Here is a 26208-nt window from a genome sequence, read left to right on the forward strand (position 1 = left end):
GACTGCAGGGCCGCTCACAGCGAGCCTCCGGCGCGGTTCGTGCGGACGATCAGGTAGATCAGGTACGGGGCGCCGAGCACCCCGGTGACGACGCCGACGGGGTAACGCGTGCCGAGCGCGTACTGGCCGGCCAGGTCGGCGACCAGCACCAGGAGCGCCCCGACGAGGGCGGCCGGCACGAGCAGCGATCCGTGCGGGCCGACGATCCGCGCCGCGATGGGGCCGGCGAGGAACGACACGAAGGCGATCGGCCCGCAGGCCGCGGTGGCGAAGGCGATCAGGCCGACCGCGGCCACGATCGCGACGAGCCGGGTCCGCTCGACCCGCACGCCCAGGGCCGAGGCGGTGTCGTCGCCCAGCTGCAGCGCCGACAGGTCCCTCGTCCGGGACAGCAGCACCGGCGCGAGCACGACCAGCGCCAGCAGGGCCGGGACGGTCGCCTCCCACGTCGTGCCGTTGAGGCTGCCGGTCAGCCAGCGCAGCGCCTCGGCGTAGTCCCAGGCCCCGGCCTGCGACAGCACGTAGGAGGTGATGCTGGTGCACATGGCCGCCACGCCGATGCCGATGAGGATCAGCCGGGTGCCCGCGACACCGTCCTTGAACGCCAGCGTGTAGATCATCAGGGCCACGGTCAGCGCCGCGACGATCGCGGTGAGCGAGACTGCGGTCCCCGACCAGCCGAGGATGACGATGGCGAAGGCGGCGGCCGCGCTCGCACCCGAGCTGATGCCGATCACGTCCGGGCTGGCGAGCGGGTTGCGCAGCATCGTCTGGAACGTCACACCGGCCAGGCCGAACCCCAGCCCGGCCACCAGGGCGAGGGTCGCCCGCGGCAGCCGCAGCCGCCCGACCGTGAAGGTCGCGCCGGGGACCTCCTCGCCGAGGACGACCCGGAGCACGTCGCCGGGCGGGTAGGACGTCCGCCCGACCATCAGGCTGACCGTGTACGCCGTGACGACGAGGACGGCCAGCGCCACCACGACGAGTCGCCGGCGGGAGGCGCGGCGGACCCGGCCGCGGGCGACGGCGTCGACGGTCGACGGCGACGGGGTGGCGAGGGCGGTCACAGCTCGCGCACCTTCTGCCGGCGGACGATGGCGATGAAGAAGGGCGCGCCGATGAGCGCGGTGATGATGCCGACGTCGACCTCGGCGGGCCGGGCGACGATGCGGCCGAGCACGTCGGCCGCGGTCAGCAGGCAGGCCCCCGTCAGCGCCGAGAACGGCAGCAGCCACCGGTGATCCACGCCCACCAGCAGCCGGCACAGGTGGGGGACGACGAGCCCGACGAAGCCGATCGGCCCGGCGACGGCGGTGGCCGCCCCGCACAGCAGCACCGAGCCGCCCGCCGCGACCGCGCGCACGAGGACGACGCGCTCGCCGAGCCCCGCGGCCAGCTCGTCGCCGAGGGCGAGGGAGTTCAGGCTGCGCGCGGACAGGATGCTGATCGCGGCGCCCGCCAGCAGGAAGGGCAGCACGGGGGTGATCGTCGCGAAGGACGCGCCGCCGACGCCGCCGACCTCCCAGGACTGGACGCCCTCGGCGATGTCGCCGCGGGGGAGGGCGATCGCGGTGAGGAAGGAGACCAGGGCGGCCGACGTGGCCGCGCCGGCCAGCGCCAGCTTGAGCGGGGTCGCGCCGCCCCGACCGAGGGATCCGACGGCGTGGACGAACACCGCCGCCAGGGCGGCCCCGGTGATCGCCGTCCAGATGATGCTGGTCGCCGTGAACAGCCCGAACCAGGCCAAGCCGACGACCACGGCCAGCGACGCGCCCATGTTGATGCCCAGGACGCCCGGGTCGGCCAGCGGGTTGCGGGTGACCCCCTGCATGACCGCGCCCGCCAGCCCGAGCGCGGCACCGACGACCACCGCGAGCACGGTCCGGGGGATGCGCTTGGTCACCGCCGCCTCCTCGATCGTGTTCGAGGACCCACCGAGGGCGGCGACGATGTCCGACCAGCCGACACCGCGGGACCCGATCGCCACCGAGGTGGCCATCAGCGCGGCCAGGACGGCCAGGACGACCAGCAGCCACAGGAACCGCGCCGACCCCGGACGCCGCGAGAGGGCGGCGTCCGGGCTGGGGGTGGTGTCGACCAGGGTCACGACGCCTTGGCGGCAGCCTCGGCGAGCATCCCGACGTAGTCCTCGAGAACCCACGGGATGGCGAGCGGGGTCGGGTTCGCGGCCGTGCCCAGCGGGGTGTTGGGCAGCAGCACGACGGCCCCGTTGCGGACCGCGGGCATCTGCGACAGCAGCGGGTCGGCCTCCAGTGCGTCGACCAGCGCCTGGTCGCCGTAGGTCACGATCATCTCCACGTCCCCGAGCGTGTCGATCTGCTCGGCGCTGATCGCGCCGGAGAACTTGTCCGGGTCGGTCGACGCCGCGGCGATGCTCCCGGGGGTGGTGAGCCCGAGGTCCTCGAAGAACGCGGCCCGCGTGTCGGACGGGGTGTAGTAGCTGACCTCGCTGAGGTCGGTGGTGTCCACGTGGGTGAGGAACATGGTCGCCGTCCCCTCGAGACCGGGGTGCTCGGCGACGGCGGCGTCGATGTCCTGCTGGAGCCCCTCGATCAGCTCCGCCCCCTCCTCGGCCATGCCCATCCCCGCGGCGTTGACCTCGATCATCTCCTGCCACGGCGTCGCCCACGGCGCCTCCGGGTAGGCCACGACCGGCGCGATCTCGCTCAGCGTGTCGTAGTCCTCCTGGGTCAGCCCGGAGTAGCCGGCCAGGATGACGTCGGGGTCGGTGTCGGCCACGGCCTCGAAGTCGATGCCGTCGGTCTCGTCGAACAGGACCGGGGTCTCGGCGTCGAGCTCCTCGAGCCGCTCGGAGACCCACGGCAGCAGCCCGTCGCCGTCGTCGTCACCGAAGTTGGCGGCGGCCATGCCGACGGGGACGACGCCGAGGGCCAGCGGCACCTCGTGGTTGGCCCAGCTGACCGTCGCGACCCGCTCGGGCTCCGACTCGATCGTCGTCGTGCCGAGCGCGTGCTCGATGGTGACCGGCGTCCAGTCCGCCGAGCCCTCCGGCCGGGCGTCCGAGGCGGAGGACGACGAGGAGCAGGCCGGGAGCGCGACGGTCATGAGCGCTGCCGCGGAGAGCGCGACCAGGCGTGTGGGGCGGTGCATGGGGTCCTTCCGGTCAGGTCCAGTGCGCTCAGGTGAGGCTTGCCTAACCTAGGTCATGGTCGCCGCGGGTCGGATCACGAACAGGTAACGCCGGGGTGGGGGTGGCGGGGATCACCGGGCGCCGGGTCGGCGCACGACCTCGGCCGCGCAGGCGAGGCCGGCGTCCAGAGCGGCCGCGGGGGACCGGTCGGGTGTACCGAGCCAGGCGGCCAGCAGCCCGGCCGCGAACGCGTCGCCGGCCCCGGTGGTGTCCACGACCGTCGTCGGGTGGGCGGCGCGGTGCACCACCTCGTCGCCGGCCACCCACAGCGCGCCGTCCGGTCCGAGCGTCACCACCGCGATCGGGTGCCGGCCGGCCAGGGCGCGGGCCGCGGCGGTGGGGTCGGCGCAGCCGGTGAGCAGGCGCGCCTCGTCGGCGTTGGGCAGGACGAGCGTCGCCCCGGCCGTGTCCGCCAGCCACCGGTCCACCCCGTAGCCGAGCAGCGGGCCGGTCGACGCCGGGTCGACCGAGACGGTGCACCCGGCGTCCGCCGCCGCCCGCAGGGCGGCCAGCCCGGCCTCGCGCGGACCGGGGTGCAGCAGCGTGTACCCGGAGACGTGCAGGTGGCCGCCCGGGGTGGGGGCGGGCACGTCCGCCGGCCGCAGGGCGAGGTTCGCGCCGCGGTCGGCCAGCATGCTCCGCTGCCCGTCGGGCTCGACGAGGCTGACGATCGTGCCGGTCGCGGCGCCCGGCACGGTGCGCAGCCGCAGCGCCACCCCGGCCGCCGTGAGCTCGGCGGCCAGTCCCGCGCCCGGTGCGTCGTCGCCGATGCACCCGGCCAGCACCGTCGGCGTCCCGAGCCGGGCCAGGTGCGCCGCGACGTTGGCGCCGGCGCCCCCGCCGCGGCTGGCGATCGACGCCGGCCGGTCCGATCCGGGCGCGGGCTCCCCGGACAGCACGACGACGACGTCGGTGGCCACGTCGCCGACCACGACGACGGGGGTGCGCACGGCGGCGGTCAGGCCGGGCGGGCGGCCAGCGCCGAGGCGATCCGGCCGGCCAGCTCGGCGTTGCGCAGCACCAGCCGGACGTTGACCGCCAGGGTGGCGCCCTCGCTGGCGCGGTGGAGGTGGTCGAGCACGAACGGGGTGACCGCCTTGCCGCGCACCCCGGCCGCGTCCGCCGCCGCCAGGGCGTCGGCGATGACCCGGTCGTGCAGGGCCGGGTCCAGCTGCTCGTCGGCGGGCAGCGGATTGGCGACGACCACGGCGCCGGGGGCGAGCTGCCGGCGCGCGGCGAACACGGCGGCCGCCTGCTCCGCGTCGGCGACCGACCAGTCCAGCGTGGACCCGGAGTCGGCGACGTAGAAGCCCGGGAACGTGGTCGTGCCGTACCCCACGACGGTGACCGACAGGGACTCCAGCCGCTCGAGGGTGGCCGGGACGTCGAGGATCGACTTCACGCCGGCGCAGACCACGACCAGCGAGGTCCGGGACAGGGCGGTCAGGTCGGCGGATTCGTCGAAGGTGTCGGCCGACTGCCGGTGCACGCCGCCCAGCCCGCCGGTGGCGAAGACTTCGACGCCGGTGGCCTCGGCCAGCAGCGCGGTGCTGGACACGGTGGTGGCGCCGCTCATCCCGAGCGCGGCGGCGACGGGCAGGTCCCGGACGCCGAGCTTGGCCAGGTCGGGATCGGCGCAGACGCGGTCGACCTGCGCGGACGTCAGCCCGACGTGCGGGACCCCGTCGAGCACGGCGATGGTGGCCGGCACGGCGCCGCCGGCCCGAACCGCGGCCTCGACGTCGTCGGCGGCCGCCCGGTTGTCCGGACGGGGGAGCCCGTGGGCCAGCAGGGTGCTCTCCAGCGCGACCACGGGACGGCCGTCGCGCAGGGCGTCGGCGACCTCGGGGGACAGGACCGGCTGGGGAGCGGTGTTCGCGTCGTGCACCCTGTCATCATGGTCGGCGGGTGCGCCGAGCACCGCGGCGACCCCGGCCGCGCGGCCGCCGCACGACTGGACCGTCGAGCAGGGAGCCCGCATGAGCAGCAGCGACATCCTCGAGCGGCCGGACGTCCGCGAGTCGGACACCGGCAACGCCAACGAGGTCTTCCACTACGTCAAGAAGAACAAGATCGCCGAGAGCGCGGTCATGGGCACCATGGTCGAGGCCCTGTGCGGCGAGATCTTCCCGGTGACGAAGAGCCCCAAGCCCGGCAGCCCGGTGTGCCCGGCCTGCAAGGAGGTCTACAACCAGCTCCGCAAGTAGCGGGCAGGGGCCGAACACCTGCTCGGTCGTCCCGAGTCGGCCCGGAGGGTCCGCGCAGGGACGACGAATGCGCTCAGCGCAGCCGCGACGGCACCTGGCCGCGGTGTCGTCCGGAGGACGACAGTGCAATCCTCATCGCAGGCCGAGTCGCCGGGCCTCGTCGTCCAGCTTGGCCTGGCGGCGGGCCCGGCGCCGCCGGTCGTGCCGGCTCAGCGGCGCGGGCCAGCGGGACTGGATGGTGGCGTTGAGCTCCGCCCCGAGCAGCACGGCCATGCCGAAGAAGAAGCAGAACAGCAGTGCCCCGATCGGCGCCGCGAGCGCCCCGTAGGGGAGCGCCGTGGTGAGGAAGTCGCCGATGTAGGCGCGCAGCAGCAGCGCGGCGAGCAGGAAGAAGCCCAGGCTGAGCAGCGCGCCGGGCAGCTGCCGCCGCCAGGGGAGCCGGTTGGGCAGGATCACGTGGAAGAAGCTGGTGAGCGCCACCAGCAGCCCGATGACCACCAGCGGCCAGTAGACGGCGTTGATCAGCATCACTGCGGTGTCCCGCCAGTCCGGCGGCACGAGATCGGCGAGGGTGCCCCGGCCCAGCACCAGCAGCGGCAGCATCAGCACCGCCATCAGCAGGCCGACGACGAAAAGCCACAGCGCCTTGAGCCGGGTGCGGATGGGTCCGCGCACGTCCCGCTGGTCGTAGGCGATGACGATGGTGTTCATGAACGTCGCCGTCGCCGACGAACCGGCCCACAGCGAGACCAGGAAGCCGAGGCTGACCACCTCGAGCCGGCCGGACCCGAGGATGTCGGCCAGCGTGGGCCGCACCAGGTCGTCGACGACGTCGTCGGTGAGGAACTGCGAGGAGGCGTCGAGCAGCTGCTCCTCGATCATCGCGACGGCCTCGCCACCGATCAGGTCACCGAGGTAGCCCAGCGACCCGAGCAGCCCGATGAGCAACGGGGGCACCGAGAGGATCTGCCAGAACGCGGCCTCCGCCGACAGGCCGAGGATCCGGTCCTGCCAGGCCTTGGCCAGCGTCCGCCCGAGCACCTGCAGGGGCACGCGCAGGAACCCCGGCCAGCGCCGCAGCCGGGAGGGCCTGGGGGAGTCGGCCTTGGACGCGCCGCCACCCGCGCCCGGGGCGGCGCTCGCCGGCTCGTCCGCCCCGGCCCGGGCGGGCGAGTCGCTGGGCAGGACGGCGCTCACCTGCACAGTGTGCACGCGGGCGCCGTCCCCGACCGGTGCGGTACCGGCGGACGGCGTCCTCCCGGCCGGCCCGGCCGACGGCGTCAGGCCGCCCGTGCCCGCGCCGGCCGCCGGCCGCCCGGGGTCGGGGCGCTGCTGGGCGCCGTGCCCTCGGGGGCCGGGGGTGCCGGCTCGGGCGGGACGCAGTTGATGATCGGCTCCGCCGCGTAGCGGGTCTGGAAGGGCTCCCGCTTGATCTCCGCGCCGCTGGTGAGGTCGCGGAAGACCCGGGTCACCGTGATGTCGAAGCCGGTGGACCCGGACTGCGGCTCGCATGTCGGGCTGTCCGGCTTGTTCTGCACGACGGGCTGGCGCAGGTTGTACCGGTCGCTGCTGATCGACTGGATCTCGTAGCGCGGCGTCCCGTAGAAGGTGACGGTGAGCGAGCCGGGCGTCCAGGCCGTGTCGACGTAGACGCCGGTGTCGCCGTCGTTGCGCCACTTCAGGTCGATCGAGTCGTAGTAGACCGTCGCCTCGCGGCCGGCCGGGTAGCGGCTGATGTAGTAGCTGTGCGGCTTGTGGAAGACGTCCTCGAGCCCGGCGAAGAAGACCGCGTTGAACATCGTGGTGGCGAACTGGCTGATGCCACCGCCGACGGCCTTGGTGAACTCGCCGTTGTTGATGACGGTGGCTTCCACGTAGCCCTGGGCCACGCCGCGGGGGCCGGTGAAGCCGTTCAGGCTGAAGGTCTCGCCGGGCATGATCAGCGCGCCGTCGACCTCCTCGGCCACCACCCGGATGTTCTCGCCGCTGGCGGGGTTGCTGATGTTGGTGGTGAAGCTGGAGATCTCCTCGCGGATGCCGAGCGCCTCGGCCTCCTCGGTGGTGAACTCGGCCGGCACGGGCCCGAGCTGGGCGGTCACTGTCCGCGGCGCCGGGTCGGCCAGCACGGGCAGCAGCTGCTCGACCAGCTGCGCCGGGGCGACGCCGGTCCCGTCGACCGAGGGCACGACGCTCACCGAGCCGCCGGACACCTCGAACCGGGCGTCCTGGGCGGGGGTGCCGAACGCGCCCAGCTCGTCGCCGAGGGCCTCCTGCAGCGCCACCGGGTCCAGGCCGACGACGAGCTCGCCGTCGTCGGCCGGGGTGAAGGTGAGGGCGGCGGCGATCGCGTCAACGGGCACCTCGGCGGAGGTCACCCCGTCCTGGCTGACGACCTGCACCGGCGCCGACAGCGCGGGGGTGACCGTCTCGTCGAGGACGCGCTCGGCCTCCTCGGCGTCGACGGCCACCGGGGTGACCTCGACGGGCAGCTCGATCGGCGTGGCCGGGTCGCCGCCGGCCGCCAGCGCGTCGGTGATGGCCTCGGCGGCGCCGTCACGGTCCAGCGCGCGGCCGTCCAGCGGTTCCACCACCGACGGCGTGGTGCCGTCGAGGGCGATCGTGGCGTCCTGCGGGGCGCGGTCGACCTGCGCGGCGATGCCCTCGATCTGGGCCTGCAGCGCGGTCTCCTCGCCGGTGATGACCGGCTCCACCTCGCGGTCGGCGAAGAGGGTGACCAGCCGGGTCCACGGGTTGAGGGGCTGCTCCTCGGCGGCGTCCACGGTGCCCGGGACGTCGAGGGTGATGCCCGCGGTGGCGGGGGAGAGGGTGGCAGTCACGTCGGCGGCCTGCACGGTGTGGTCGGCGACCACGCGCGGGGCCAGCTGCTCCTCGAGCCGCTGCGCCGCCGAGGCGGGGGCGAGGCCACCGACGTCGACGCCGGCCACGACGGTGTTTCGCGGCACGTCGCCGGAGGACACCAGCAGGTCGGCCCCGTAGGCGCCGGCGAGCAGGACGAGGACGCCGGCCGGGACGACGGCGGCGCGACGGCGCCACCAGGGGCCGCGCGGCCCGGGGGCAGGGAGCTCGTCGCCCGGCGGCGCACCGGCGGGCCCGTCGCTGTCACCCCCGCCGACGGGCGGGACGACGGCGGTGCTCGTGGTCCCGCCGGCGTCGTCCGCCGGAGCGGGCGTCCCGGCCGAGAGGTCGATGCGTTGCGTGCCGTCGGCGTCGTCGTCCGCCGGGTGCTCCTCGGCGCGGTGCTCCTCGGCGGGGTGCTCGTCGGCGGTGTGCTCGTCGGCGCCGGACCCGGCGGCCGGCTGCTCCGGAGACGGCTCGGGGGTGGTGCGCAGCCATTCCCGGCTCACCGGGCGGGTGTCGTCGGGTTGCTCCCCGAACGCCGGCGAGGAGCCCGCCGGCCGGGGCCGCCCCTCGGCGCCCTCGGGGTGCATGCGCACGGTCTCGTCGTGCGCAGGGGACTGCTGGGACATGGAAGGTTCCTCCGGTCGCCGCCGACCGGGGGTCCCCGGAGACGACGGAGCCGCCGGCCCTCCGTCCGCACGAGGCGGTGCGGAGGACGCGGCGGCGTCGTCGGGTGAGGCGGTCATCGCGGGCGCGACGATATCGCCTCCATCAGGCAGTTACGCGCTGCTCGCCCTCTGTGTCGATGATGTCGACGGCGATGTCACGGAGCTTGGTCTCGTACTCCCGGGCGTGGTGCCCGCAGAACACGAGGTCGCTACCGCTGGCGAGCACGACACGGACCTTGGCCAGGGCGCCACAACGGTCGCAGTGGAAGGGCACGACCAGGTCGTCGGCGGCGGGGGTCGTCGTCAGCGTCTGGGTCATCTGGGTCATCACTCGCTCTCTACCGCACGGACCCGCGGCTGCGGATCGGCCTCCTGCACAGCGCCAGGATGGCCCCTCGGATTCCCGTTCCCACCCGGTTCATCCGGGACTCGCCGAAAGAGATGAGTCCGTAACACACCGGGCGTGGGTGGAGCGGGTCCAGCAGGGGACGTCACTGGGGTGGAACTGGTGGTGCACGTGCTGGTGGTGATCTGCCGGCTCGGTGGTGGCCCGGGCCGACCGTGGGTCCGCTGCTGTTCTGACGAGGCCCACGCTACGCCGTCTACCCGACACATGTGGGCGCACACCGGTCGTGACCACACCGGAACCCTTCCGGGTGAGGGAGGCGGTGACATGGCGGCCCTCCGGATCGCACCCGCTCCGAGACGCGGCGACGGCCGCCGACCCGGTGATGGGCCGGCGGCCGCCGGGAGGTCCAGGGTCGTCCCGAGCGGGCCCGGAGGGTCCGTGCAGGGACGACGCAGCGGCTCAGCGCCGCTGGGGTAAGGCACCTGGCCGCGGTGACGTCCGGAGGACGTCAGTCCAGGTAGTCGCGCAACACCTGCGAACGGCTGGGGTGCCGCAGCTTCGACATGGTCTTGGACTCGATCTGGCGGATCCGCTCGCGGGTCACGCCGTAGACCTGGCCGATCTCGTCGAGGGTGCGCGGCTGGCCGTCGGTCAGGCCGAAGCGCAGCCGGACGACGCCGGCCTCCCGCTCGGAGAGCGTCTGCAGCACGCTGGTCAGCTGGTCCTGCATCAGGGTGAAGCTGACCGCGTCCACGGCCACGACGGCCTCGGAGTCCTCGATGAAGTCGCCGAGCTGGCTGTCGCCCTCGTCACCGATGGTCTGGTCGAGGCTGATCGGCTCCCGGGCGTACTGCTGGATCTCCAGCACCTTGTCCGGGGTGATGTCCATCTCCTTGGCCAGCTCCTCCGGGGTGGGCTCGCGGCCCAGGTCCTGGAGCAGCTCGCGCTGGATGCGGCCGAGCTTGTTGATGACCTCGACCATGTGCACCGGGATGCGGATGGTGCGGGCCTGGTCGGCCATGGCGCGGGTGATGGCCTGCCGGATCCACCAGGTGGCGTACGTGGAGAACTTGTAGCCCTTGGTGTAGTCGAACTTCTCGACCGCGCGGATCAGGCCGAGGTTGCCCTCCTGGATCAGGTCCAGGAACGCCATGCCGCGGCCGGTGTAGCGCTTGGCGAGGGAGACCACGAGGCGGAGGTTGGCCTCGAGCAGGTGGTTCTTGGCGCGCTCGCCGTCGCGGACGATCCAGTTGAGGTCCCGCCGCATCTGCGGCGAGATCTTCTGGCCCTCCTCCTCGACCTGGCGGAGGCGCTCGGAGCCGTAGAGCCCGGCCTCGATGCGCTTGGCGAGGTCGACCTCCTCCTCGGCGTTGAGGAGGGCGACCTTGCCGATCTGCTTGAGGTAGGCGCGGACGGAGTCGGCCGAGGCGGTGAGCTCGGCGTCCTTGCGAGCCTGCCGCAGCGCCTCCGACTCCTCCTCCTCGTCCCACTCGAAGTCGGTGCCGCCCTCGGTGGTCTCCTCCTCGGCCGCGACCTCGACGCCGTCCTTGCCGGTGACGACCGTCTCGTCGAGCTTGAGGCCCTCGGAGCCGGCGTCGACGACGGCCACGGCGCCGCCGCCGGTGGCCACCGCGGTCAGCACGGCGCCCTCACCGGCGCCCGGGGACGGGGTGATCGCCGGCTTGGCGCGGCCCTTGGCCGGGCTCTTGGCGCCGGCTGCCTTGGCCGGCGCGCGCTTCCGGGCGGCCGCCGGCTCAGCGGCCGTCTTCTTGGCGCTGGCACGGGTACCGGCTGCGGCCGTCCTGGCGGGCGAGGTGCTCGCTGTGGCTGCTTCCGGTGCTGGCTGATCGGCGGGCACTCAGGTTCCTTCCCGTGCTGGGTTCGTTCCCCGGGGGACCGTGTGGTCCGCGGGCAGCGGCTCCGGCCTGTGCTCTGGAGGGGGTGAGGACCCGGCGGACCGGCGCGGCGTTTGGCCGCGGTCGGGTCGGGGGATCCCTCCCGGCTGAAGGGCGACGGGCTGGGGCGTCACCATTGTAACGACGTCCCCGGGCGAAAGAAGCGCCTCGGATCCGAGGTCCTCGCTCCGACGAGGCGTACCGGCCGCCCCGGGAGGGTGCGGCAGGCCACGAGGGGCACCGGGCAGGTCAGGGCTCCAGGTGCTCGGCCGCGGCCAGGGCGGCCCCGACGATGCCGGCGTCGTTCTGCAGCTCCGCCGGCACCACGGGGGTCCGGGTGGAGAGCAGCGGCACCCACTTGTGCGCCTTCTTGCTCACCCCGCCGCCGACGATGATCAGGTCGGGCCACAGGCCCGCCTCGAGGACGTCGAGGTAGCGGTCCACCCGCCGCGCCCAGTCGGGGTAGCTGAGCTCCTCCCGCTCGCGGGCGGCGGCGGAGGCCTGGCGTTCGCCGTCCTCGCCGTCGACCTGGATGTGCCCGAACTCCGTGTTGGGCACCAGCCGGCCGTCGACGAACAGGGCGCTGCCGATCCCGGTGCCGAACGTGAGCATGAGCACCACGCCGCGGCGGTCGCGCCCGGCGCCGTAGCGCATCTCGGCGATGCCGGCGGCGTCGGCGTCGTTCAGCGTCTCCACCGAGCCGGGGATGCGCTGGGAGAGCCCGGCGTCGACGTCGGTGCCGATCCAGCTCTTCTCGACGTTGGCCGCCGTGTGCGCCACCCCGGACTTCATCACCCCCGGGAACGTGACGCCCAGCCGACCGGTCCACCCGAAGGCGTCCACGATCTGCGCCACGACGTCGTAGACCGGCTCGGGCAGCGAGGGCTGCGGCGTCTCGATCCGCAGCCGTTCGCCGACGAGCCGCCCCTCGTCCAGGTCGACCAGGCACCCCTTGATGCCGCTGCCGCCGATGTCCACTCCGAAGCCCTGCACGCCGACAGGTTAGTGAGGGCCGCCACCGGTCCGGCCACCCCTGCGGCAGGATCGCGGTCATGGCCTCTCCCCGGACCGGTGCCGCCCCGGCCCCCGAGCCCGCCGCGCTGCTCGCTCTCGCGGTCTCGGCGGCCCGCGAGGCGGCCGTCCTGGTCGCCCGCGGACGGGACACGGCGGCCGAGCAGGTCACCACCAAGTCCAGCCCCGTCGACGTCGTGACGGCGGTCGACGCGGCCTCCGAGGAGCTGCTGGTCCGGCGGCTGCTGGCCGACCGCCCCGACGACGGGGTGCTGGGGGAGGAGGGCGCCGAGCGCGGGGGCACCAGCGGGGTGCGCTGGATCCTCGACCCGATCGACGGGACGGTCAACTTCCTCTACGACGTCCCGGCCTACGCGGTCTCGGTCGCCGCCGAGGTGGACGGGGTCGTGCGGGCCGGCGCGGTGCTCGACGTCGCGACCGGGGAGCTGTTCACCGCGACGGCCGGCGGTGGGGCGTGGCTGGCGGCGCCCGGCCGGCCCGTGCGGCGGCTGGCGGTCAACCGCCCGGAGTCGCTGGACCGCACTCTGGTGGCGACCGGCTTCGGCTACCGGGCCGAGCAGCGGCGGTCCCAGGGTGCGGTCGTGGCGCAGCTGCTCCCGCTGGTGCGCGACATCCGGCGGTTCGGCAGCGCCGCCCTCGACCTGTGCGCGGTGGCCGCCGGCCGGGTCGACGCGTACTACGAGCTCGACCTCAACGCGTGGGACCACGCCGCCGGCGCGCTGGTGGCCGCGGAGGCCGGGGCGGTCGTGGCCGGGCTGGGCGGCACCCCGGTCGGCGAGCCGATGGTGGTCGCCGTCGCGCCGTCGGTAGCCGAGCCGTTCCTCGAGCTGGTGGCCGAGCTGCACCGCTGAGGCGCCGGCCTCGTCAGCACCCGGTGGCCGCGTCCTCCGTGGCCGCCAGGGTCTCGGCCACCTGCTCGGGGGTGGCCAGGCTGTCCGGGAAGACGAAGTCCGGGCCGATCGCCAGGTCGACGACGGCGTCGGCCCGGACGTCCCGGTAGGTGGTGGACCCGGGCATGAAGACGGTCAGGAACCGCGCGGCGTCCGCGCCGGGCGCCCCGTACCGCACCTCGCCGACGCCCTCGACCGCCCGGTCGGTGGGGTCGTTGGCGACCTCTCGGACGGTGAAGCCGCGCGCGCCGAACTCGTCGGCGACCCGCTGCGCCAGGCCGGCCTCGTCGGTGGAGTTGAAGATGCGCACCGACACGGTCGCCGGATCCAGCGACGGGGGTGCGGCCTCCGCCGTCTCGCACGCCGCCGCCTCCGCGGCCTGCCGCTCGCGGTCCTGCCGCACGACCGTCCACCACACGGCACCGGCGGCCACGGCCAGCACGAGCAGGAAGATCAGCGGCGGGAGCGGCCGACGGCCACTGCGCGGGCGCACCGGAGGACGGACGGTGCGCTCGGTCACGGTGAAGCTCCTCGGCGAGGACCCGGCAGGAGCGGCGCCGGCCGGCCCTCGGGGGACCGGCGGAGCCAGCGTCCTGCTGCGGACAACTGTCGGCTGAGCTTAGGGGCGCCGGCCGGCACTAGATCGCATCGTCGTCCAGCGCGGCGCGTCCCAGCGCCACGCAGGGGTCGATCCGCTCGGCGTACCCGCTGGTGTCCTTGCCGGCCATCGCGCCGGCCGCGGAGCGGGCCACGATGCCGGCGATGATCGCCGCGAACTTGAAGAACCCGAACCCCACGTACCAGTTGAGGTCGGAGAGATCGGTGCCGGTGACGGCCGCGTACCGCTCGGCGACCTCGCGGCGGGTCGGGAAACCGGGCAGCGCCGTGACCACGCTCTGGGAGGAGGGGCGCTGCTCGCCGGCCTCCGGCCAGTAGACGAGCATCATCCCGAGGTCGGTCAGCGGGTCGCCGAGCGTGGACATCTCCCAGTCCAGCACCGCGGAGATCCGGCCGGGCGTGCCCGGGTCGAGCAGGCAGTTGTCCAGGCGGTAGTCGCCGTGGGTGATGCCCGGCCGCTGGGTGACCGGCACGGTCTCGGCCAGGCGGGCGGCCAGGGCGTCCAGACCCGGGCGCGGGCGGTCGCGGGTGGCCTCCCACTGGGTCGTCCAGCGGCGCACCTGCCGGGCGAGGAAGCCCTCGGGCCGGCCGAAGTCGCCCAGCCCGACGGCGGCCGGGTCGACGGCGTGCAGCGCGCCCAGCGTGTCGACCAGCGCGTTCCCGATCGCGCGCCGCTGCTCGGGCGCGTCGGCGTACCCGGCGGGGAGCTCGCGGGCGGCGTGCACGCCGACGATCCGCTCCATCACGTAGAAGGGCGCACCGAGCACCTCGGGGTCGGTGCACAGGTGCAGGGTGCGGGGCACCGGCACGGGCGTGGGACCCAGCGCGGAGATGACCCGGTGCTCGCGCGCCATGTCGTGCGCGGTGGCCAGGACCGCGCCCGTGGGCGGGCGCCGGAGGATGACGGCGTCGGCCGGGCTGGCCTCCGGGCTCACCACGTAGGTGAGGTTGGACATGCCCGCCGCGATCAGCTCGATGCGCACCGAGCGCCATCGCTGGTCGCCGAAGGCGGCGGCCAGATACGGCCCTACGACGGCTGGATCAGCACCCGGGGGAGTCGACACCGGCGCAGGGTAACCTCTGGCGCTCCGCAGCCGCCCGCCCGTTCCCGGGCCCGATGTGTCACCTCTGCCGAGGCGGGCACAAATCGGGACCGTGCGGCGTTGGCGGGCTGCCGGCCCCGACGTCAGGAGGAGCCAGCGGGGTGGAGGGCGCCGCGTGAGCGGGCTGCCCCCACACCGACCCACCGGTCGCCTACCGGCGACCGCCAGGACGACGGCGCGCATCCCGCGCCGCGTCAGACGAGCGGGCACGACGCCCGCGACAACCCCGGAGGAGGGGCACACCCCATGGCCACCGACTACGACGCCCCGCGCCGCAACGAGACCGACGAGCTCGGGGAGGACTCGCTCGAGGAGCTCAAGGCGCGGCGGGCCGAGGCCCAGTCCTCTTCGGTCGACGTCGACGAGACCGACTTCAACGAGAACCTCGAGCTGCCCGGCGCCGACCTCTCGAACGAGGAGCTGACGGTCCGGGTCCTGCCCAAGCAGGAGGACGAGTTCACCTGCTCGCGCTGCTTCCTGGTGCAGCACCGCAGCCGCCTGGCCGCCACCCGTGGTGACCAGGTCTTCTGCCGCGACTGCGCCTGACGAGGAGCCCGTGGCCCCCGCCGCGCGCACGCCTGCGGCGGGACCCTGCCGGGAGGCTCACCACAGGAGGGACGACCGATGACCGAGGGGCCGCGCACCGGCGCGCCACGTGACGTCCCGCCCCCGCGTCCGGTGACCCCGCCGGCGGAGGCGCCGGCGGAGGAGGGCCCGCTGGCCCGGGCCGGACGGGCCCTCGCCGAGGCCGTCGCCGGGCTCACCGGCACCGGTTCCGACCGGTCCGCGGGCGGCGGCCTGCGCGACGTCGTCGGAGCCGTCGCCGGAGCGGTGGCCGGCGCCTTCGGCCCCACCCCGTCGGCCCCCGGGCCCGCGGGCGCCGCCACGGGTGACCGCGCCGCCCCCGGGGACGGCCGGAACCCCGGCGCGCTGCTCGGCGATCTGCTCGCCACCGCCGTGCCCCGGCTGCCGATCCGGGACCGGGCGCGGCTGCGCGCCGCCCACCCCGGGGCGTCGGACGCGGAGATCGCCGAGGCGCTCGTCCAGCGCACCGCCCGGGTCACCTCGGGCATCGGCGCGGCCACCGGCGGGTTGTCCGCCGCGCACTGGTTCGCGCCGCCGTCGCTGCTCGCCGTCCCGCTGGAGCTGGGCGCGGAGACGGTCCTCGTCGCCGCCGTCGAGGTGGTGCTCATCGGTGAGCTGCACGAGCTGCACGGCCGGCCGGCCCCCGGCGACGCCGCCGAGCGGGCCCAGGCGTACCTGCGCAGCTGGTCCGAGCAGCGCGCCGTCACCGGCCCGGGGCCGGCGGGGCTGGGCTCCCTGCTGGGGACGGCGGGGGTGCGCGCCCTCCGGCGGCGGATGACCCGCCGGCTGGCCGGCGCGGTGCCCTCGGCCGCGCCGTTCCTCGTCGGTGCCGCGCTCGCCGGGCGGGTCAACCGCCGGGCGACCGAGACCCTGGCCCGCCGTCTCCTGGGTGACCTGGGGAGCCCGCCGCCTCGCGACGGCGGCATGGCCGGCAGCTGACCCCGGCCGTGCCCACCGGTGCCCGCCGCGCGGCTAGGGTCGCCGTCGTGCCCGAGCCCTCCGCCGAGCCGGACGTGCCCGTCCTGCTGACCGCGCCCGACGGCGCCGTGCCGCGCTACGCGCTGCCCGGGGACGCCGGCGCCGACCTCACCGCGGCCGAGGACGTCGAGCTGGCCCCCTTCGAGCGCCGGCTGGTGGGCACCGGGGTCGCGGTCGCGATCCCCGAGGGCTACGCCGGCTTCGTGCATCCCCGCTCGGGGCTGGCCCACCGGCTCGGGCTGAGCATGGTGAACGCACCGGGGACGATCGACGCGGGGTACCGGGGCGAGATCATGGTCAACCTCATCAACCTGGACCCGGCGACGCCGGTGCGGCTCTCCCGCGGGGACCGCATCGCGCAGCTCGTGGTGCAGCCGGTGGCCCGGGCCCGGTTCGTGGCGGTGCGCGAGCTGCCCGCCAGCGATCGCGGCGCCGGCGGGCACGGCTCCACCGGCGGGTACCGGGCCGCGGCGCCCGGGTCCTCCGATCCATCAGCACTCGAGGGGCGGAACTGACATGCCGTTCGGACGACGGCGCAATCGCATCGACCGCAGCCTGCGCGAGCGGGGCGTGCCCCCGGAGCCGCAGCCGCGGATCCGGGACGTCGAGGAGACGACGGGCCCCTGGGACGAGGCCGACGATCCCGGCGACGGCCTGGTCCGCATCGACCTGGGGGCGATCCGGCTCCCGGCGCTGCCGGGGATGGACCTGCGGGTCGAGCTCAACCAGCAGCAGAAGGTGATCGGCGCGACCCTGCGCCACGGCGACTCGCTGCTCCAGGTCGCGGCGTTCGCCGCGCCCCGGGCGGCCGGCATCTGGGACGACGTCCGCGCCGAGCTGGCCCGCACCGCCTCGGGGCAGGGGGCCTCGCTGCGCGAGGTCGAGGGCCCCTTCGGCATCGAGCTGGCCGGCACGGTCATCGCCGCGCTGCCGCCCCGGCCCGGGCAGCCCGCGCAGCCGGCGGTGCGGCGGCCGGCCCGCTTCCTCGGCGTCGACGGGCCGCGCTGGTTCCTGCGGGGCCTGCTCAGCGGCTCGGCGGCCGCCGGTGCCGAGGCGGAGGCCCAGGCGCTGGAGACGGCGTTCCGCGGCATCGTCGTCGTCCGGGGCTCGGAGCCCATGCCGGTGCGCGAGCCGCTCCCGCTCGCCCTGCCCCCGCAGGCAGCGGCGCAGCTCGCCGCGCAGCAGGAGGCGGCCCAGGGCACGCCACCTCCGGCCGGCGGCACCGCCGCCGGGCCGGCCTGACGACGCGACGCAGGCAACACCTGTGCCTGCCCCCGTGCCGACGCGCCCGCACTACGCTGGCACCGTGACGGAGACCCGACCGGCGGGCTGGTGGTCGCGCACGTTGCAGCGACTCACCGCCGACGACCACACCATCGACGCGCAGGAGCTGCGGGCCGGGACGGCGAGCGCCGGCTGCGAGCCGGTCAGCTCCTGCCGCAAGGGCGCCGTGGTCACGGTGACCGGCCGGCTGAAGTCGGTGGTCTACACGCCGCGCGAGACCGTGCCGACGCTGGAGGCGGAGCTGTTCGACGGCTCGGGCTCGGTCACGCTGGTCTGGCTGGGCCGGCGGCGCATCGCGGGCATCGAGCCGGGCCGCTCCCTCACCGCCCGCGGCCGGTTCGCCGCCTTCGACGGCCGGCAGGTCATCTACAACCCCTGGTACGAGCTCGGCGCCGGCTGACCGGCGGCGGGGAACCGCCGCGGTCGCGAGCGGAGGTCAGCGAACGAGGGGGACGAGGGTGACCGCAGCAGGTCCGCCGGCCGACGGCGAGCAGGAGCGCCCGGCCGGCGCCGGTGCCGACGCCCCGGCGTCGCTGTTCGACCGGGACCAGATGCTGGCGTCGCTGGGCGGCTGGCGGGGCATGGTCGACGCCACGCTGCCCACCGTCGCCTTCGTGGTGGCCAACGGCATCGCAGGCCTGCGCACCGGGATCTGGGCGGCGGTGGCCGCCGCGGTCGTCGTCTTCGTGCTGCGGCTGGCGCGCCGGGAGAGCGTGCAGCAGGCCGTCGGCGGGCTGTTCGCCGTCGGGATCGCGGTCGCCATCGCCGCGAACACCGGGCAGGCGCGCGACTTCTTCGTGCTCGGCATCGTGCGCAGCCTGGCGGTCGGGGTGGTGCTGCTCGGCTCGATCCCGTTCCGGTGGCCGCTGGTCGGCGTGGTCGCCGAGTTCCTCGCGCCCAGCCACCTGGGGTCGATGGCCGCCCACTCGATGCCGTGGAACCGGCGCGCGGCGCAGGCCCCCGTCCCCGAGCCGGTCGCGGCGGCCCGCGCCGTCCCGGAGGCGCCCGAGCTGCACTGGCGGCACGACCCCCGGCTGCTGCGCGCCTACTCGTGGCTGACCGTGCTCTGGGCCGCCTCGTTCCTGCTGCGCGCCGGCGTGCAGTGGGTGCTCTACCGCGCGGACGAGGTGGAGCTGCTGGGCACCGCGTCGGTCGTCCTCGGCCTGCCGCTGACCGCCGTCGTCCTCGTGGTGACGCTCTGGGTGGTCGCCCGCATGCACCGCCACCGCACGCCCGGACCGCCGGAGGCGGACCCCGCCGCCTGACGGCGTTCGGTTCCGGTCAGCCCTCGGTGCGCCGGGGCCCTCCGGCGGGTGCGAAGACGGCCTGCAGCTCCTCCTCGGTGTCCCCGTGCGAGACGAACAGCAGCTCGTCGCCGGACTCCAGCGGCTCGTCCGGCGACGGCGTCACGACCCGCTCGCCGCGGAGGATCGCGGTCAGCACGGTCTCGCGGGGGAGCGGCACCTCCCGCAGCGCGTGGCCGACCCACGAGGTGTCGTCGCCCAGGGTGATCTCGACGAGGTTGGCCGCGCCCTTGCGGAAGCTCATGAGCCGGACGACGTCGCCGACGCTCACGGCCTCCTCGACCAGCGCGGCGAGCACCCGCGGCGTCGAGACGGCGACGTCGACGCCCCAGGCCTCGGTGTAGAGCCACTCGTTGCGCGGGTCCTTGACGCGGGCCACCACGCGGTTGACGGCGAACTCCGTCTTGGCCAGCAGGGAGACGACCAGGTTGGCCTTGTCGTCACCGGTCGCGGCGACGACGACGTCGCAGGTGGCCAGCTGCGCCTCTTCGAGCGAGGAGACCTCGCAGGCGTCGGCCTGCACCCACTCCGCGCCCGGCACCGACCGGGTGCGCACCTTGCGGCCGTCCTTCTCGATGAGCATGACGGTGTGGCCGTAGCCCAGGAGCTCCCCGGCGATGGACCGGCCGACCGCGCCGGCCCCGACGATCGCGACGCGCATCAGTGCTCACCGTCCCGGGGCCCGCGCTCGACGACCTCGTGGACGCGCGCGGTCAGCTCGTCGGTGGCGGCGACGATGAGCTGGTCGCCGTCCTGCAGCACCGTGGCGGGCGTGGCCAGCTGCGCGTCGCCGAAGCGGACCAGCCAGGCCGCCCGGGCCCCGGTGGCCGCCTCGAGGGCGGCGAGCTTGCGCCCCACCCAGCCCTCGGTGACGGTGACCCGCACCAGCAGCACCTTGCCCGTGGGTTCGCGCCAGAGCTCGCTGACCTTGACCGACAGCAGCTCGCGGAGCAGCCGGTTCACCGTCCACGGGACGGTCGCGACGCTGGGGATGCCCATGCGCTCGTAGACCTCGGCCCGCTTGGAGTCGTAGATGCGCGCCACGACGTGCTGCACACCGAAGGTCTCGCGCGCGACCCGGGCGGAGATGATGTTGGAGTTGTCGCCGCTGCTCACCGCGGCGAACGCGCCGGCGGAGTCGATGCCGGCGTCCAGCAGCGTCTGCCGGTCGAAACCCAGGCCCTTGATCTGGCGGCCGGTGAAGTCCGGGCCCAGCCGGCGGAACGCCTCCGGGTCCTGGTCGATCACGGCCACGCTGTGCCCGATCTGCTCCAGGCGCCGGGCGATGGCCGAGCCGACGCGGCCGCAGCCCATCACGACCACGTGCACGTGTCACTCCCCGCATGTCCCGGTGGCGCCGGCGCCGTCCGCCCGCGCATCCCGGCCGCGAAGCTACACCCGCGCCAGGCGCCCGACCCCGCAGGTGCGGCGGTTCCTCCTCCGACGGGGCGGGCGTGCGCCGAGTCACCGGCGCGCGGGCCCCCGGCGTCCGTACCATCGCGCCGTGCCGACCCTGTCCGACCTCGGACAACTCCCGAAACGTCTCGTACTCGGCCGCCCGGTGCGCAGCGACCGGGCGGGGGAGTCGCTGCTGCCCAAGCGCCTCGCGCTGCCCATCTTCGCCAGCGACCCGCTCTCCTCCGTGGCCTACGCCACGCAGGAGATGCTCATCGTGCTGACCCTCGCCGGGAGCGCCTTCCTCTTCCTGTCGCCATGGCTCGCCGCAGCCGTGGTCGTCCTCCTGGTCACCGTGGTGCTCAGCTACCGCCAGGTGGTCAGGGCCTACCCCTCGGGCGGCGGCGACTACGAGGTCGCGATGAAGAACCACGGGCCCGGAGCGGGGCTCGTGGTCGCCAGCGCCCTGCTGGTGGACTACGTGCTGACCGTCGCGGTGTCGGTGTCCGCCGGCACCGACAACATCATCTCCGCCTTCCCGTCGCTCAACGACCACCGCCTCCTGATCGCGGTATCCCTCGTGGTGGTGCTCGCCGCCGCCAACCTCCGCGGCCTGCGCGAGTCCGGCCGGACCTTCGCGCTTCCCACCTACCTGTTCATCTCGGGCATCCTCGTCATGCTCGTCACCGGGTTCATCCGGTACTTCTTCAGCCCCGAGGGCCTGGTGGCCGAGAGCTCCGACTACTCGATCACCCCGGAGTCGGGATACACGGATCTCGCCGGCCTGGCGCTGGTGCTGCTCGCCCTGCGGGCCTTCGCCTCCGGGTGCACCGCCCTCACGGGCGTCCAGGCGATCGCCAACGGCGTACCGGCGTTCCGGCCGCCCAAGAGCAGGAACGCGGCCACCACCCTGGCGCTGATGGGCGGCATCGCCGCGACGATGTTCGCCGGGGTCACGGCGCTGGCGGTGCTCGCCGACGTCAAGTACACCGAGTTCACCTGCGACCTGGTCGGATTCGAGGGGAACTGCGAGACCGATCCGCAGCGGACGGTCATCGCCCAGCTCGCCGCGGCGGCTTTCGGAGGCGACGGTTCGCTCGGCTTCTACGTGATCCAGACCGCGACGGCCCTGATCCTGATCCTGGCCGCCAACACCGCCTTCAACGGTTTTCCGCTGCTCGGCTCGGTGCTCGCCCAGGACCGGTACCTGCCCCGGCAGCTGCACACGCGCGGTGACAAGTTGGCCTACAGCAACGGCATCCTGCTGCTGGCCGGTTTCGCGGTGCTGCTGATCGTCGCGTTCGACGCCTCGGTGAGCCAACTGATCCAGCTGTACATCATCGGCGTCTTCACCAGCTTCACCATCGGTCAGTGGGGCATGGTCCGGCACTGGCACCGGGAGATGGGGTCGACCGAGGACCGGTCGGCGCACAGCCGGATGCGCCGTTCGCAGGCGATCAACTTCCTCGGCGGCAGCCTGACGTCGGTGGTGCTCGTCATCATCGTCGTCACGAAGTTCACCCACGGGGCCTGGCTGGTGCTCGTGTCGATGCCGGTGCTCATCGTGCTCATGAGGGCCATCGACCGGCACTACTCGCACGTCGCCGACCAGCTGGTGCCCGACACCGACTCCCGCACCCTGCCCAGCAAGGTGCACGCCGTCGTCCTGGTCTCGAAGGTGCACAAGCCGACGCTGCGCGCACTGGCCTTCGCCCGCGCGACGAGGCCCGACGAGCTCACCGCGCTGACGGTCAACGTGGACGACGAGGAGACCCGCGCCCTGCAGGCGGACTGGGAGCGCTACGACATCCCGGTGCCGCTCACCGTGCTGGAGTCCCCGTACCGGGAGGTCACCCGGCCGCTGCTCGACTACGTGAAGAGCATCCGCCGGGACAGCCCCCGGGAACTGGTGGTGGTCTTCGTGCCGCAGTACGTCGTCGGCCACTGGTGGGAGAACGTCCTGCACAACCAGAGCGCCCTGCGCCTGCGCGCCCGCCTGCAGTTCCAGCCCGGCGTGATGATCACGACCGTGCCGTGGCTGCTGGCGAGCACGGCCGGTCACGAGGACGGCGACGGGCGCCGCGGCGGTCCTGCACCCGGTGACCTGCGCCGCGGGTTCACCGACGAGCTGGACGTGACGCCGTATGGCTGACCGGCGTCGTCCCGGCCGCCGTGCGGGCCGGCCGGCCCTCCCGCGGGCGGACCGCGGCGGTGGCTGGACCGGGCGGGAGTTCGAGGTCGAGGTGGGCCCGGTCGCGCACGGCGGGCACTGCGTGGCGCGGCACGAGGGCCGGGTGGTGTTCGTCCGGCACACGCTGCCGGGGGAGCGGGTGCGGGTGCGGGTGACCGAGGACCGGCACCCCGGCTTCTGCCGCGCCGACGCCGTCGAGGTGCTGACCGCGGCACCGGGCCGGGTCGGGCGGCCCTGCCCCTACAGCGGCCCGGGGAAGTGCGGCGGCTGCGACTGGCAGCACGTGGACCCGGCGGAGCAGCACCGGCTCAAGGCGGCCGTGGTCCGGGAGCAGCTGGTGCGGCTCGGGAAGCTGGACGCCGACGACCCGGTGGTGACCGGGCTGGCGGTCGAGGAGCTGCCCGGCGGAGCGCTGCGCTGGCGGTCCCGGGCCCGGTTCGCCGTCGACCGCGCCGGTGCCCCCGGCCTGCGGCGGCACCGCTCGCACGACGTGGTGGTGCTCGACGACTGCCCGATCACCGTCGAGCCGGCCGCCCGCGCGGTGCTGTCCCGGCGCTGGGCGGGCGCCGGTGCGGTGGACGTCTCCATCGACTCCACCGGGGCGGTCACGACCACCCGGCTGGACCGGCGCGGCCGCCCGCAGCACAGCGAGGTGCTGCAGGCGGGGGAGGAGCTGCCCCGGGAGCCGGCCGGGCGCGCCGAGCGGCGGGCGGGCGGCCGGGACTGGGAGGTCGAGGGCACCGGGTTCTGGCAGGTGCACCCGGCCGCGGCCGACGCGCTCGTCACGGCCGTCGCCTCGTTCGCCGCGGTGGGGGCCGGCGACACCGTGCTGGACCTGTACGCCGGCGCGGGCCTGTTCGGTGGCGCGCTCGCCCCGGCGGCCGGCGAGGACGGCCGGGTGGTGTGCGTGGAGTCCGACCCCGGTGCGTGCGCGGCGGCCGACGCCAACCTGGCCCACCTGCCACAGGCCGAGGTCTGGCAGGGCGAGGTGGACGCCGAGGGGCTCGCGGAGCTCCTCGCCGAGCTCGGCACGCCGCCCGACGTCGTCGTCCTGGACCCGCCGCGGGCCGGTGCGGGGCGCGCGGTGAGCCGGCTGCTGGCCGGCACCGGGGCGCGCGCCGTCGTCTACGTCGCCTGCGACCCCGCGGCCCTCGGCCGGGACGTCGCCGCCTTCGCCGAGGCCGGGTACCGGCTCGCCGCCGTCCGGGGCTTCGACGCCTTCCCGATGACCGCCCACGTGGAGAGCGTCGCGCTGCTGGTCCCGGCGTCGTCGTGACCGGGCGGTAGGTCAGGCCGCGGCGCTCGGCCGGCCGTCGGCCGGCCGGGTGCGGTCGCCCTGCTGTGCGCCGACCGGCCGGTGCCGGGCGGCCCATCGGCGGGCGCAGCGCAGGCGCCACCAGCAGAACAGTCGCTCGGCCATGCCGGGAGCCTGCCCGGCCCGATATGCGTGGGCAAGCAACCACGCGGCGTGACGGTGGCGGCGTTCCCACGTCGCTCCGCGGCGGGGGCGGGGTCAGACCTGCAGCCGGCGCTCGTCCCCGGTCCGCCACTCCAGCAGGACGATGCTGGCGTCGTCCTGCAGGTGGTCGGACTGGTGGCTGAGCACGCGGCGCATCAGCCGCCGCAGCGTCTCCGGCGCCGAGTCGCCGTCCGCGGCGGCCCGGTGGATGAAGTCCGCCAGCCGCTCCTCACCGAAGAACTCCCCCTCCGGCGACCGGGCCTCGACGACGCCGTCGGTGTAGAGGATGACCCGGTCCCCGGGGTGCAGCTGGGCCTCGCACACGTCTGGCTTGCGCACCTGCAGGCCGAGCGGGGGGTGTGGCTTGCACGGCCCGAGGTGGAGCAGTGCGCCACCCCGGACGACGATCGGGTCCGGGTGGCCGGCGTTGATCCAGCGCAGCTGGCCGGTGTCCAGGTGCAGGCGGGCGAGCGCGGCCGTGGCGAACCGGCTGTCGGTGAACTGACCGGCGATCACGTCGTTCATCGCCGCGGCGACCTCCGGGAGGTCCCACATGTTCCGGCGCGCGTGGCGGTAGGCGCCGACGGCCGCGGAGGACAGCAGGGCTGCCGGGAGACCGTGGCCCACGGCGTCGAGCACCATCAGATCGACCAGTGGACCGTTGACGGCGTAGTCGAAGGTGTCCCCACCGATGTCGTAGGCCGGCTCGAGCGCGCCGGAGACCACCACGCGGTCGGAGCCGAAGGTCAGCGGGGGCAGCAGCTCCCACTGGATCTCGGCGGCCAGGCTGAGCGTCCTGCGCCGGCGCAGCTGGGCGAAGATGTCGGTGTACTGGTCGCTGACCACGAACACCTCGCTGATCAGCGAGACGAAGGCCCGCAGCAGCCGTTCGCGGTCCGGCGCCAGGTCCGGCACGAGCAGCTCGACCACGCCGAGCCGCTCCACCCCGTCCAGCAGGGGCACCCACAGGCGCGTGGACCGCGGCCCCACGGGTGAGGTCAGCACCTCGACCCGGCGGAACGCGCGCCCGCCGAGGGTCCCGTCGACGGTCAGCTCCTGCCGCAGGGGCACGCCCACGCCCCGCACCGGCTGCAGCAGCAGCTGCTCGTAGTCGCTGAGGTAGACGACGGCCTCGCTGCACCCGAGCTGGCGGGCGCGGGCCGCGACGACCGCGGACAGCTGGTCGGGTGCCAGGAGGTGGACGTCCTCGAGGAAGGCCTGCAGCGGATCCGGGGTCGTCACCGCCCGACGATCGCAGGTCGGCGGCGCGACCACACCCCGGGGAGCCGCCGACGTGACCACCGGCACAGCGGGCCGGACGCCCAGGTGGCCGGTGGTGACGCGCTGTCGACGATCGGGGCCCGCGGAGCGCCTCGGCTACCGTCTGGGGGTGCCCACGTGGGAATACGCCTCGGTCATCACCGCCAACGACGCCGAGTCGCAGCGAGCCGGGGTGAGCATCAAGCTCCCCGGCGGCGCGTCGGAGCGGCAGCAGGGCGACACCAGCTCTGTCCTCAACAAGCTCGGCGCCGAGGGGTGGGAGCTGGTCAGCTACCACTCCAGCGGCGCCGGCACCTGGGGGTTCGAGCAGTTCTGGCTCAAGCGGCAGGTCGGCTCCTGAGCGGCGCGGCACCCCGGGGCTGACCGCGCGGAGCGCCCGGCCCCGGCCGCCGCCGGTCATCGGACGGCGCGGTGTCGAACACCTGTTCGACCCGTGCGGCAGACTGGTGCCGTGGACGCGACGGTGCCGCCGGGCTGGCCGGGTGAGGTGCGCCCGCCGGGAGCGCCCGACTGGGAGCGCACCGCCGTCGTCTGGCTGTTCGACCTCGTGCCACCGGACTACCGCGCGCACGAGGTGCTCCGCCGGTACCCGGTCCTGCTCGCCCGGTTCGCCGCCGACCACGTCTCCGCCGGCCTCGAGGCGGCCCGCACGGGGTGGCGCACGCTGCGCGTGGAACTGGCCGACCAGCTCCCGCCCGACGCCATCGAGGCGGCGATGGTCGCCTACGAGCGGGAGGGTGCGCGGCTGGCCGCCGCCGCCCGCGGCGTCGAGGTGGTCGGCGGCGCGCTCCGGGGCGAGCGGTGGGTCCCGCGACTGTGAGCGGGCAGGGGCGTGAGCATCGCAGCGAGGAACGAGCGAGGAGCGGAGCGCCCCGCGGGAGCGAACCATCGGCGCTGTGAGCTGCATCCGCTGATCCCGCTCGACCGGAAGTGCGGGG

At 74.9% G+C, this 26208-nt stretch carries 28 protein-coding genes; 12 read left to right on the plus strand and 16 right to left on the minus strand.

Annotated elements, in window-relative coordinates; genetic code table 11:
* Positions 1–14: 14 nt before the first annotated feature.
* From O2W17_RS16555 to O2W17_RS16575, 5 genes are all read right to left on the minus strand, one after another.
* Positions 15–1067: a FecCD family ABC transporter permease gene (locus O2W17_RS16555; protein WP_269193540.1), complete on the minus strand. Its 1053-nt coding sequence runs from the start codon at positions 1065–1067 to the stop codon at positions 15–17.
* The gene (locus O2W17_RS16560; protein WP_269193541.1) at positions 1064–2107 is read right to left on the minus strand and encodes a FecCD family ABC transporter permease; all 1044 of its coding nucleotides are present in this window, start codon (positions 2105–2107) and stop codon (positions 1064–1066) included. The genes O2W17_RS16555 and O2W17_RS16560 overlap by 4 nt, the downstream gene beginning before the upstream one ends.
* Entirely contained in the window at positions 2104–3132 is a 1029-nt protein-coding gene (locus tag O2W17_RS16565) for an iron-siderophore ABC transporter substrate-binding protein (RefSeq protein ID WP_269193542.1), read from the minus strand. Before O2W17_RS16565 ends, O2W17_RS16560 begins: the two co-directional genes overlap by 4 nt.
* A 111-nt stretch (positions 3133–3243) precedes the next feature.
* Positions 3244–4122: a carbohydrate kinase family protein gene (locus O2W17_RS16570; RefSeq protein WP_269193543.1), complete on the minus strand. Its 879-nt coding sequence runs from the start codon at positions 4120–4122 to the stop codon at positions 3244–3246.
* Between the two features lie 8 nt (positions 4123–4130).
* Positions 4131–5060: a pseudouridine-5'-phosphate glycosidase gene (locus O2W17_RS16575; RefSeq protein ID WP_269193544.1), complete on the minus strand. Its 930-nt coding sequence runs from the start codon at positions 5058–5060 to the stop codon at positions 4131–4133.
* A 91-nt stretch (positions 5061–5151) separates the two neighbouring features.
* Between O2W17_RS16575 and O2W17_RS16580 the strand changes: the two genes are divergently transcribed.
* On the plus strand, positions 5152–5379 hold the full coding sequence (locus O2W17_RS16580; protein WP_269193545.1) for a DUF3039 domain-containing protein: 228 nt from the start codon (positions 5152–5154) through the stop codon (positions 5377–5379).
* Between the two features lie 132 nt (positions 5380–5511).
* On the opposite strand, the gene O2W17_RS16585 is transcribed toward O2W17_RS16580, so the two are convergent.
* From O2W17_RS16585 to ppgK, 5 genes are all read right to left on the minus strand, one after another.
* Positions 5512–6576 carry a YihY/virulence factor BrkB family protein gene (locus O2W17_RS16585; protein WP_269193546.1) on the minus strand — a complete coding sequence of 355 codons (1065 nt, stop codon included), beginning with the start codon at positions 6574–6576 and terminating at the stop codon, positions 5512–5514.
* 83 nt (positions 6577–6659) lie between these two features.
* Entirely contained in the window at positions 6660–8867 is a 2208-nt protein-coding gene (locus O2W17_RS16590) for a VanW family protein (protein ID WP_269193547.1), read from the minus strand.
* Positions 8868–9009: 142 nt separating this feature from the next.
* Positions 9010–9234: a DUF7455 domain-containing protein gene (locus O2W17_RS16595; protein ID WP_269193548.1), complete on the minus strand. Its 225-nt coding sequence runs from the start codon at positions 9232–9234 to the stop codon at positions 9010–9012.
* A gap of 529 nt (positions 9235–9763) precedes the next feature.
* Complete coding sequence (locus tag O2W17_RS16600) at positions 9764–11113, minus strand: RNA polymerase sigma factor (RefSeq protein ID WP_269193549.1); 1350 nt, start codon at positions 11111–11113, stop codon at positions 9764–9766.
* Positions 11114–11399: 286 nt separating this feature from the next.
* Entirely contained in the window at positions 11400–12143 is a 744-nt protein-coding gene (gene ppgK / locus O2W17_RS16605) for a polyphosphate--glucose phosphotransferase (protein ID WP_269193550.1), read from the minus strand.
* Between the two features lie 59 nt (positions 12144–12202).
* Here ppgK and O2W17_RS16610 point away from each other — a divergent pair, with 59 nt between their 5' ends.
* A complete protein-coding gene (locus O2W17_RS16610) occupies positions 12203–13033 on the plus strand; it encodes an inositol monophosphatase family protein (RefSeq protein WP_269193551.1) in 831 nt (276 codons plus the stop codon).
* Between the two features lie 13 nt (positions 13034–13046).
* On the opposite strand, the gene O2W17_RS16615 is transcribed toward O2W17_RS16610, so the two are convergent.
* Positions 13047–13592: a LytR C-terminal domain-containing protein gene (locus O2W17_RS16615; protein ID WP_269193552.1), complete on the minus strand. Its 546-nt coding sequence runs from the start codon at positions 13590–13592 to the stop codon at positions 13047–13049.
* A 118-nt stretch (positions 13593–13710) separates the two neighbouring features.
* Positions 13711–14754 (minus strand): phosphotransferase family protein, encoded by a 1044-nt coding sequence (locus O2W17_RS16620; protein WP_269193553.1) that lies wholly within the window; start codon positions 14752–14754, stop codon positions 13711–13713.
* Positions 14755–15039: 285 nt separating this feature from the next.
* Here O2W17_RS16620 and O2W17_RS16625 point away from each other — a divergent pair, with 285 nt between their 5' ends.
* From O2W17_RS16625 to O2W17_RS16650, 6 genes are all read left to right on the plus strand, one after another.
* Positions 15040–15339, plus strand: coding sequence for a DUF4193 domain-containing protein (locus O2W17_RS16625; RefSeq protein WP_269193554.1), 300 nt, complete (start codon positions 15040–15042; stop codon positions 15337–15339).
* Positions 15340–15417: 78 nt separating this feature from the next.
* The gene (locus O2W17_RS16630; protein ID WP_269193555.1) at positions 15418–16317 is read left to right on the plus strand and encodes a hypothetical protein; all 900 of its coding nucleotides are present in this window, start codon (positions 15418–15420) and stop codon (positions 16315–16317) included.
* A gap of 47 nt (positions 16318–16364) precedes the next feature.
* The gene (dut, locus tag O2W17_RS16635; protein WP_269193556.1) at positions 16365–16871 is read left to right on the plus strand and encodes a dUTP diphosphatase; all 507 of its coding nucleotides are present in this window, start codon (positions 16365–16367) and stop codon (positions 16869–16871) included.
* 1 nt (position 16872) lies between these two features.
* A complete protein-coding gene (locus O2W17_RS16640; RefSeq protein WP_269193557.1) occupies positions 16873–17598 on the plus strand; it encodes a DUF3710 domain-containing protein in 726 nt (241 codons plus the stop codon).
* Positions 17599–17662: 64 nt separating this feature from the next.
* Entirely contained in the window at positions 17663–18040 is a 378-nt protein-coding gene (locus O2W17_RS16645; RefSeq protein ID WP_269193558.1) for an OB-fold nucleic acid binding domain-containing protein, read from the plus strand.
* Between the two features lie 58 nt (positions 18041–18098).
* Positions 18099–18905 carry a DUF3159 domain-containing protein gene (locus O2W17_RS16650; RefSeq protein WP_269193559.1) on the plus strand — a complete coding sequence of 269 codons (807 nt, stop codon included), beginning with the start codon at positions 18099–18101 and terminating at the stop codon, positions 18903–18905.
* A 16-nt stretch (positions 18906–18921) separates the two neighbouring features.
* Here O2W17_RS16650 and O2W17_RS16655 read toward each other — a convergent pair whose 3' ends face one another.
* A complete protein-coding gene (locus O2W17_RS16655; protein WP_269193560.1) occupies positions 18922–19605 on the minus strand; it encodes a potassium channel family protein in 684 nt (227 codons plus the stop codon).
* Positions 19605–20273 carry a potassium channel family protein gene (locus O2W17_RS16660; protein ID WP_269193561.1) on the minus strand — a complete coding sequence of 223 codons (669 nt, stop codon included), beginning with the start codon at positions 20271–20273 and terminating at the stop codon, positions 19605–19607. Before O2W17_RS16660 ends, O2W17_RS16655 begins: the two co-directional genes overlap by 1 nt.
* A 175-nt stretch (positions 20274–20448) precedes the next feature.
* Here O2W17_RS16660 and O2W17_RS16665 point away from each other — a divergent pair, with 175 nt between their 5' ends.
* Together O2W17_RS16665 and O2W17_RS16670 are read left to right on the plus strand one after the other, a co-directional pair.
* Entirely contained in the window at positions 20449–22491 is a 2043-nt protein-coding gene (locus O2W17_RS16665; RefSeq protein ID WP_269193562.1) for an APC family permease, read from the plus strand.
* The gene (locus O2W17_RS16670; protein WP_269193563.1) at positions 22484–23806 is read left to right on the plus strand and encodes a class I SAM-dependent RNA methyltransferase; all 1323 of its coding nucleotides are present in this window, start codon (positions 22484–22486) and stop codon (positions 23804–23806) included. The genes O2W17_RS16665 and O2W17_RS16670 overlap by 8 nt, the downstream gene beginning before the upstream one ends.
* A 12-nt stretch (positions 23807–23818) precedes the next feature.
* Here the strand turns inward: O2W17_RS16670 and O2W17_RS16675 are convergent, their stop codons facing one another.
* Both O2W17_RS16675 and O2W17_RS16680 read right to left on the minus strand, forming a co-directional pair.
* Positions 23819–23950, minus strand: coding sequence for a hypothetical protein (locus O2W17_RS16675; protein ID WP_269193564.1), 132 nt, complete (start codon positions 23948–23950; stop codon positions 23819–23821).
* 93 nt (positions 23951–24043) lie between these two features.
* Positions 24044–25231 (minus strand): PP2C family protein-serine/threonine phosphatase, encoded by a 1188-nt coding sequence (locus O2W17_RS16680; protein WP_269193565.1) that lies wholly within the window; start codon positions 25229–25231, stop codon positions 24044–24046.
* 148 nt (positions 25232–25379) lie between these two features.
* On the opposite strand from O2W17_RS16680, the gene O2W17_RS16685 reads away from it, so the two are divergent.
* Positions 25380–25610, plus strand: coding sequence for a DUF4177 domain-containing protein (locus O2W17_RS16685; protein ID WP_269193566.1), 231 nt, complete (start codon positions 25380–25382; stop codon positions 25608–25610).
* Positions 25611–25721: 111 nt separating this feature from the next.
* Complete coding sequence (locus O2W17_RS16690; protein ID WP_269193567.1) at positions 25722–26090, plus strand: hypothetical protein; 369 nt, start codon at positions 25722–25724, stop codon at positions 26088–26090.
* Positions 26091–26208: the final 118 nt, after the last annotated feature.

This window comes from Blastococcus sp. VKM Ac-2987 (genome assembly GCF_026967805.1).
GTDB lineage: Bacteria > Actinomycetota > Actinomycetes > Mycobacteriales > Geodermatophilaceae > Blastococcus.

Excerpts from the sequence above, each read along its gene's own strand:
- O2W17_RS16675 (WP_269193564.1), bottom strand. The coding sequence starts at position 23,950 with ATGGCCGAGCGACTGTTCTGCTGGTGGCGCCTGCGCTGCGCCCGCCGA.
- O2W17_RS16595 (WP_269193548.1), bottom strand. The coding sequence starts at position 9,234 with ATGACCCAGATGACCCAGACGCTGACGACGACCCCCGCCGCCGACGAC.
- O2W17_RS16590 (WP_269193547.1), bottom strand. The coding sequence starts at position 8,867 with ATGTCCCAGCAGTCCCCTGCGCACGACGAGACCGTGCGCATGCACCCC.
- O2W17_RS16565 (WP_269193542.1), bottom strand. The coding sequence starts at position 3,132 with ATGCACCGCCCCACACGCCTGGTCGCGCTCTCCGCGGCAGCGCTCATG.
- O2W17_RS16670 (WP_269193563.1), top strand. The coding sequence starts at position 22,484 with ATGGCTGACCGGCGTCGTCCCGGCCGCCGTGCGGGCCGGCCGGCCCTC.
- O2W17_RS16630 (WP_269193555.1), top strand. The coding sequence starts at position 15,418 with ATGACCGAGGGGCCGCGCACCGGCGCGCCACGTGACGTCCCGCCCCCG.
- O2W17_RS16580 (WP_269193545.1), top strand. The coding sequence starts at position 5,152 with ATGAGCAGCAGCGACATCCTCGAGCGGCCGGACGTCCGCGAGTCGGAC.
- O2W17_RS16610 (WP_269193551.1), top strand. The coding sequence starts at position 12,203 with ATGGCCTCTCCCCGGACCGGTGCCGCCCCGGCCCCCGAGCCCGCCGCG.
- O2W17_RS16640 (WP_269193557.1), top strand. The coding sequence starts at position 16,873 with ATGCCGTTCGGACGACGGCGCAATCGCATCGACCGCAGCCTGCGCGAG.
- O2W17_RS16625 (WP_269193554.1), top strand. The coding sequence starts at position 15,040 with ATGGCCACCGACTACGACGCCCCGCGCCGCAACGAGACCGACGAGCTC.
- O2W17_RS16655 (WP_269193560.1), bottom strand. The coding sequence starts at position 19,605 with ATGCGCGTCGCGATCGTCGGGGCCGGCGCGGTCGGCCGGTCCATCGCC.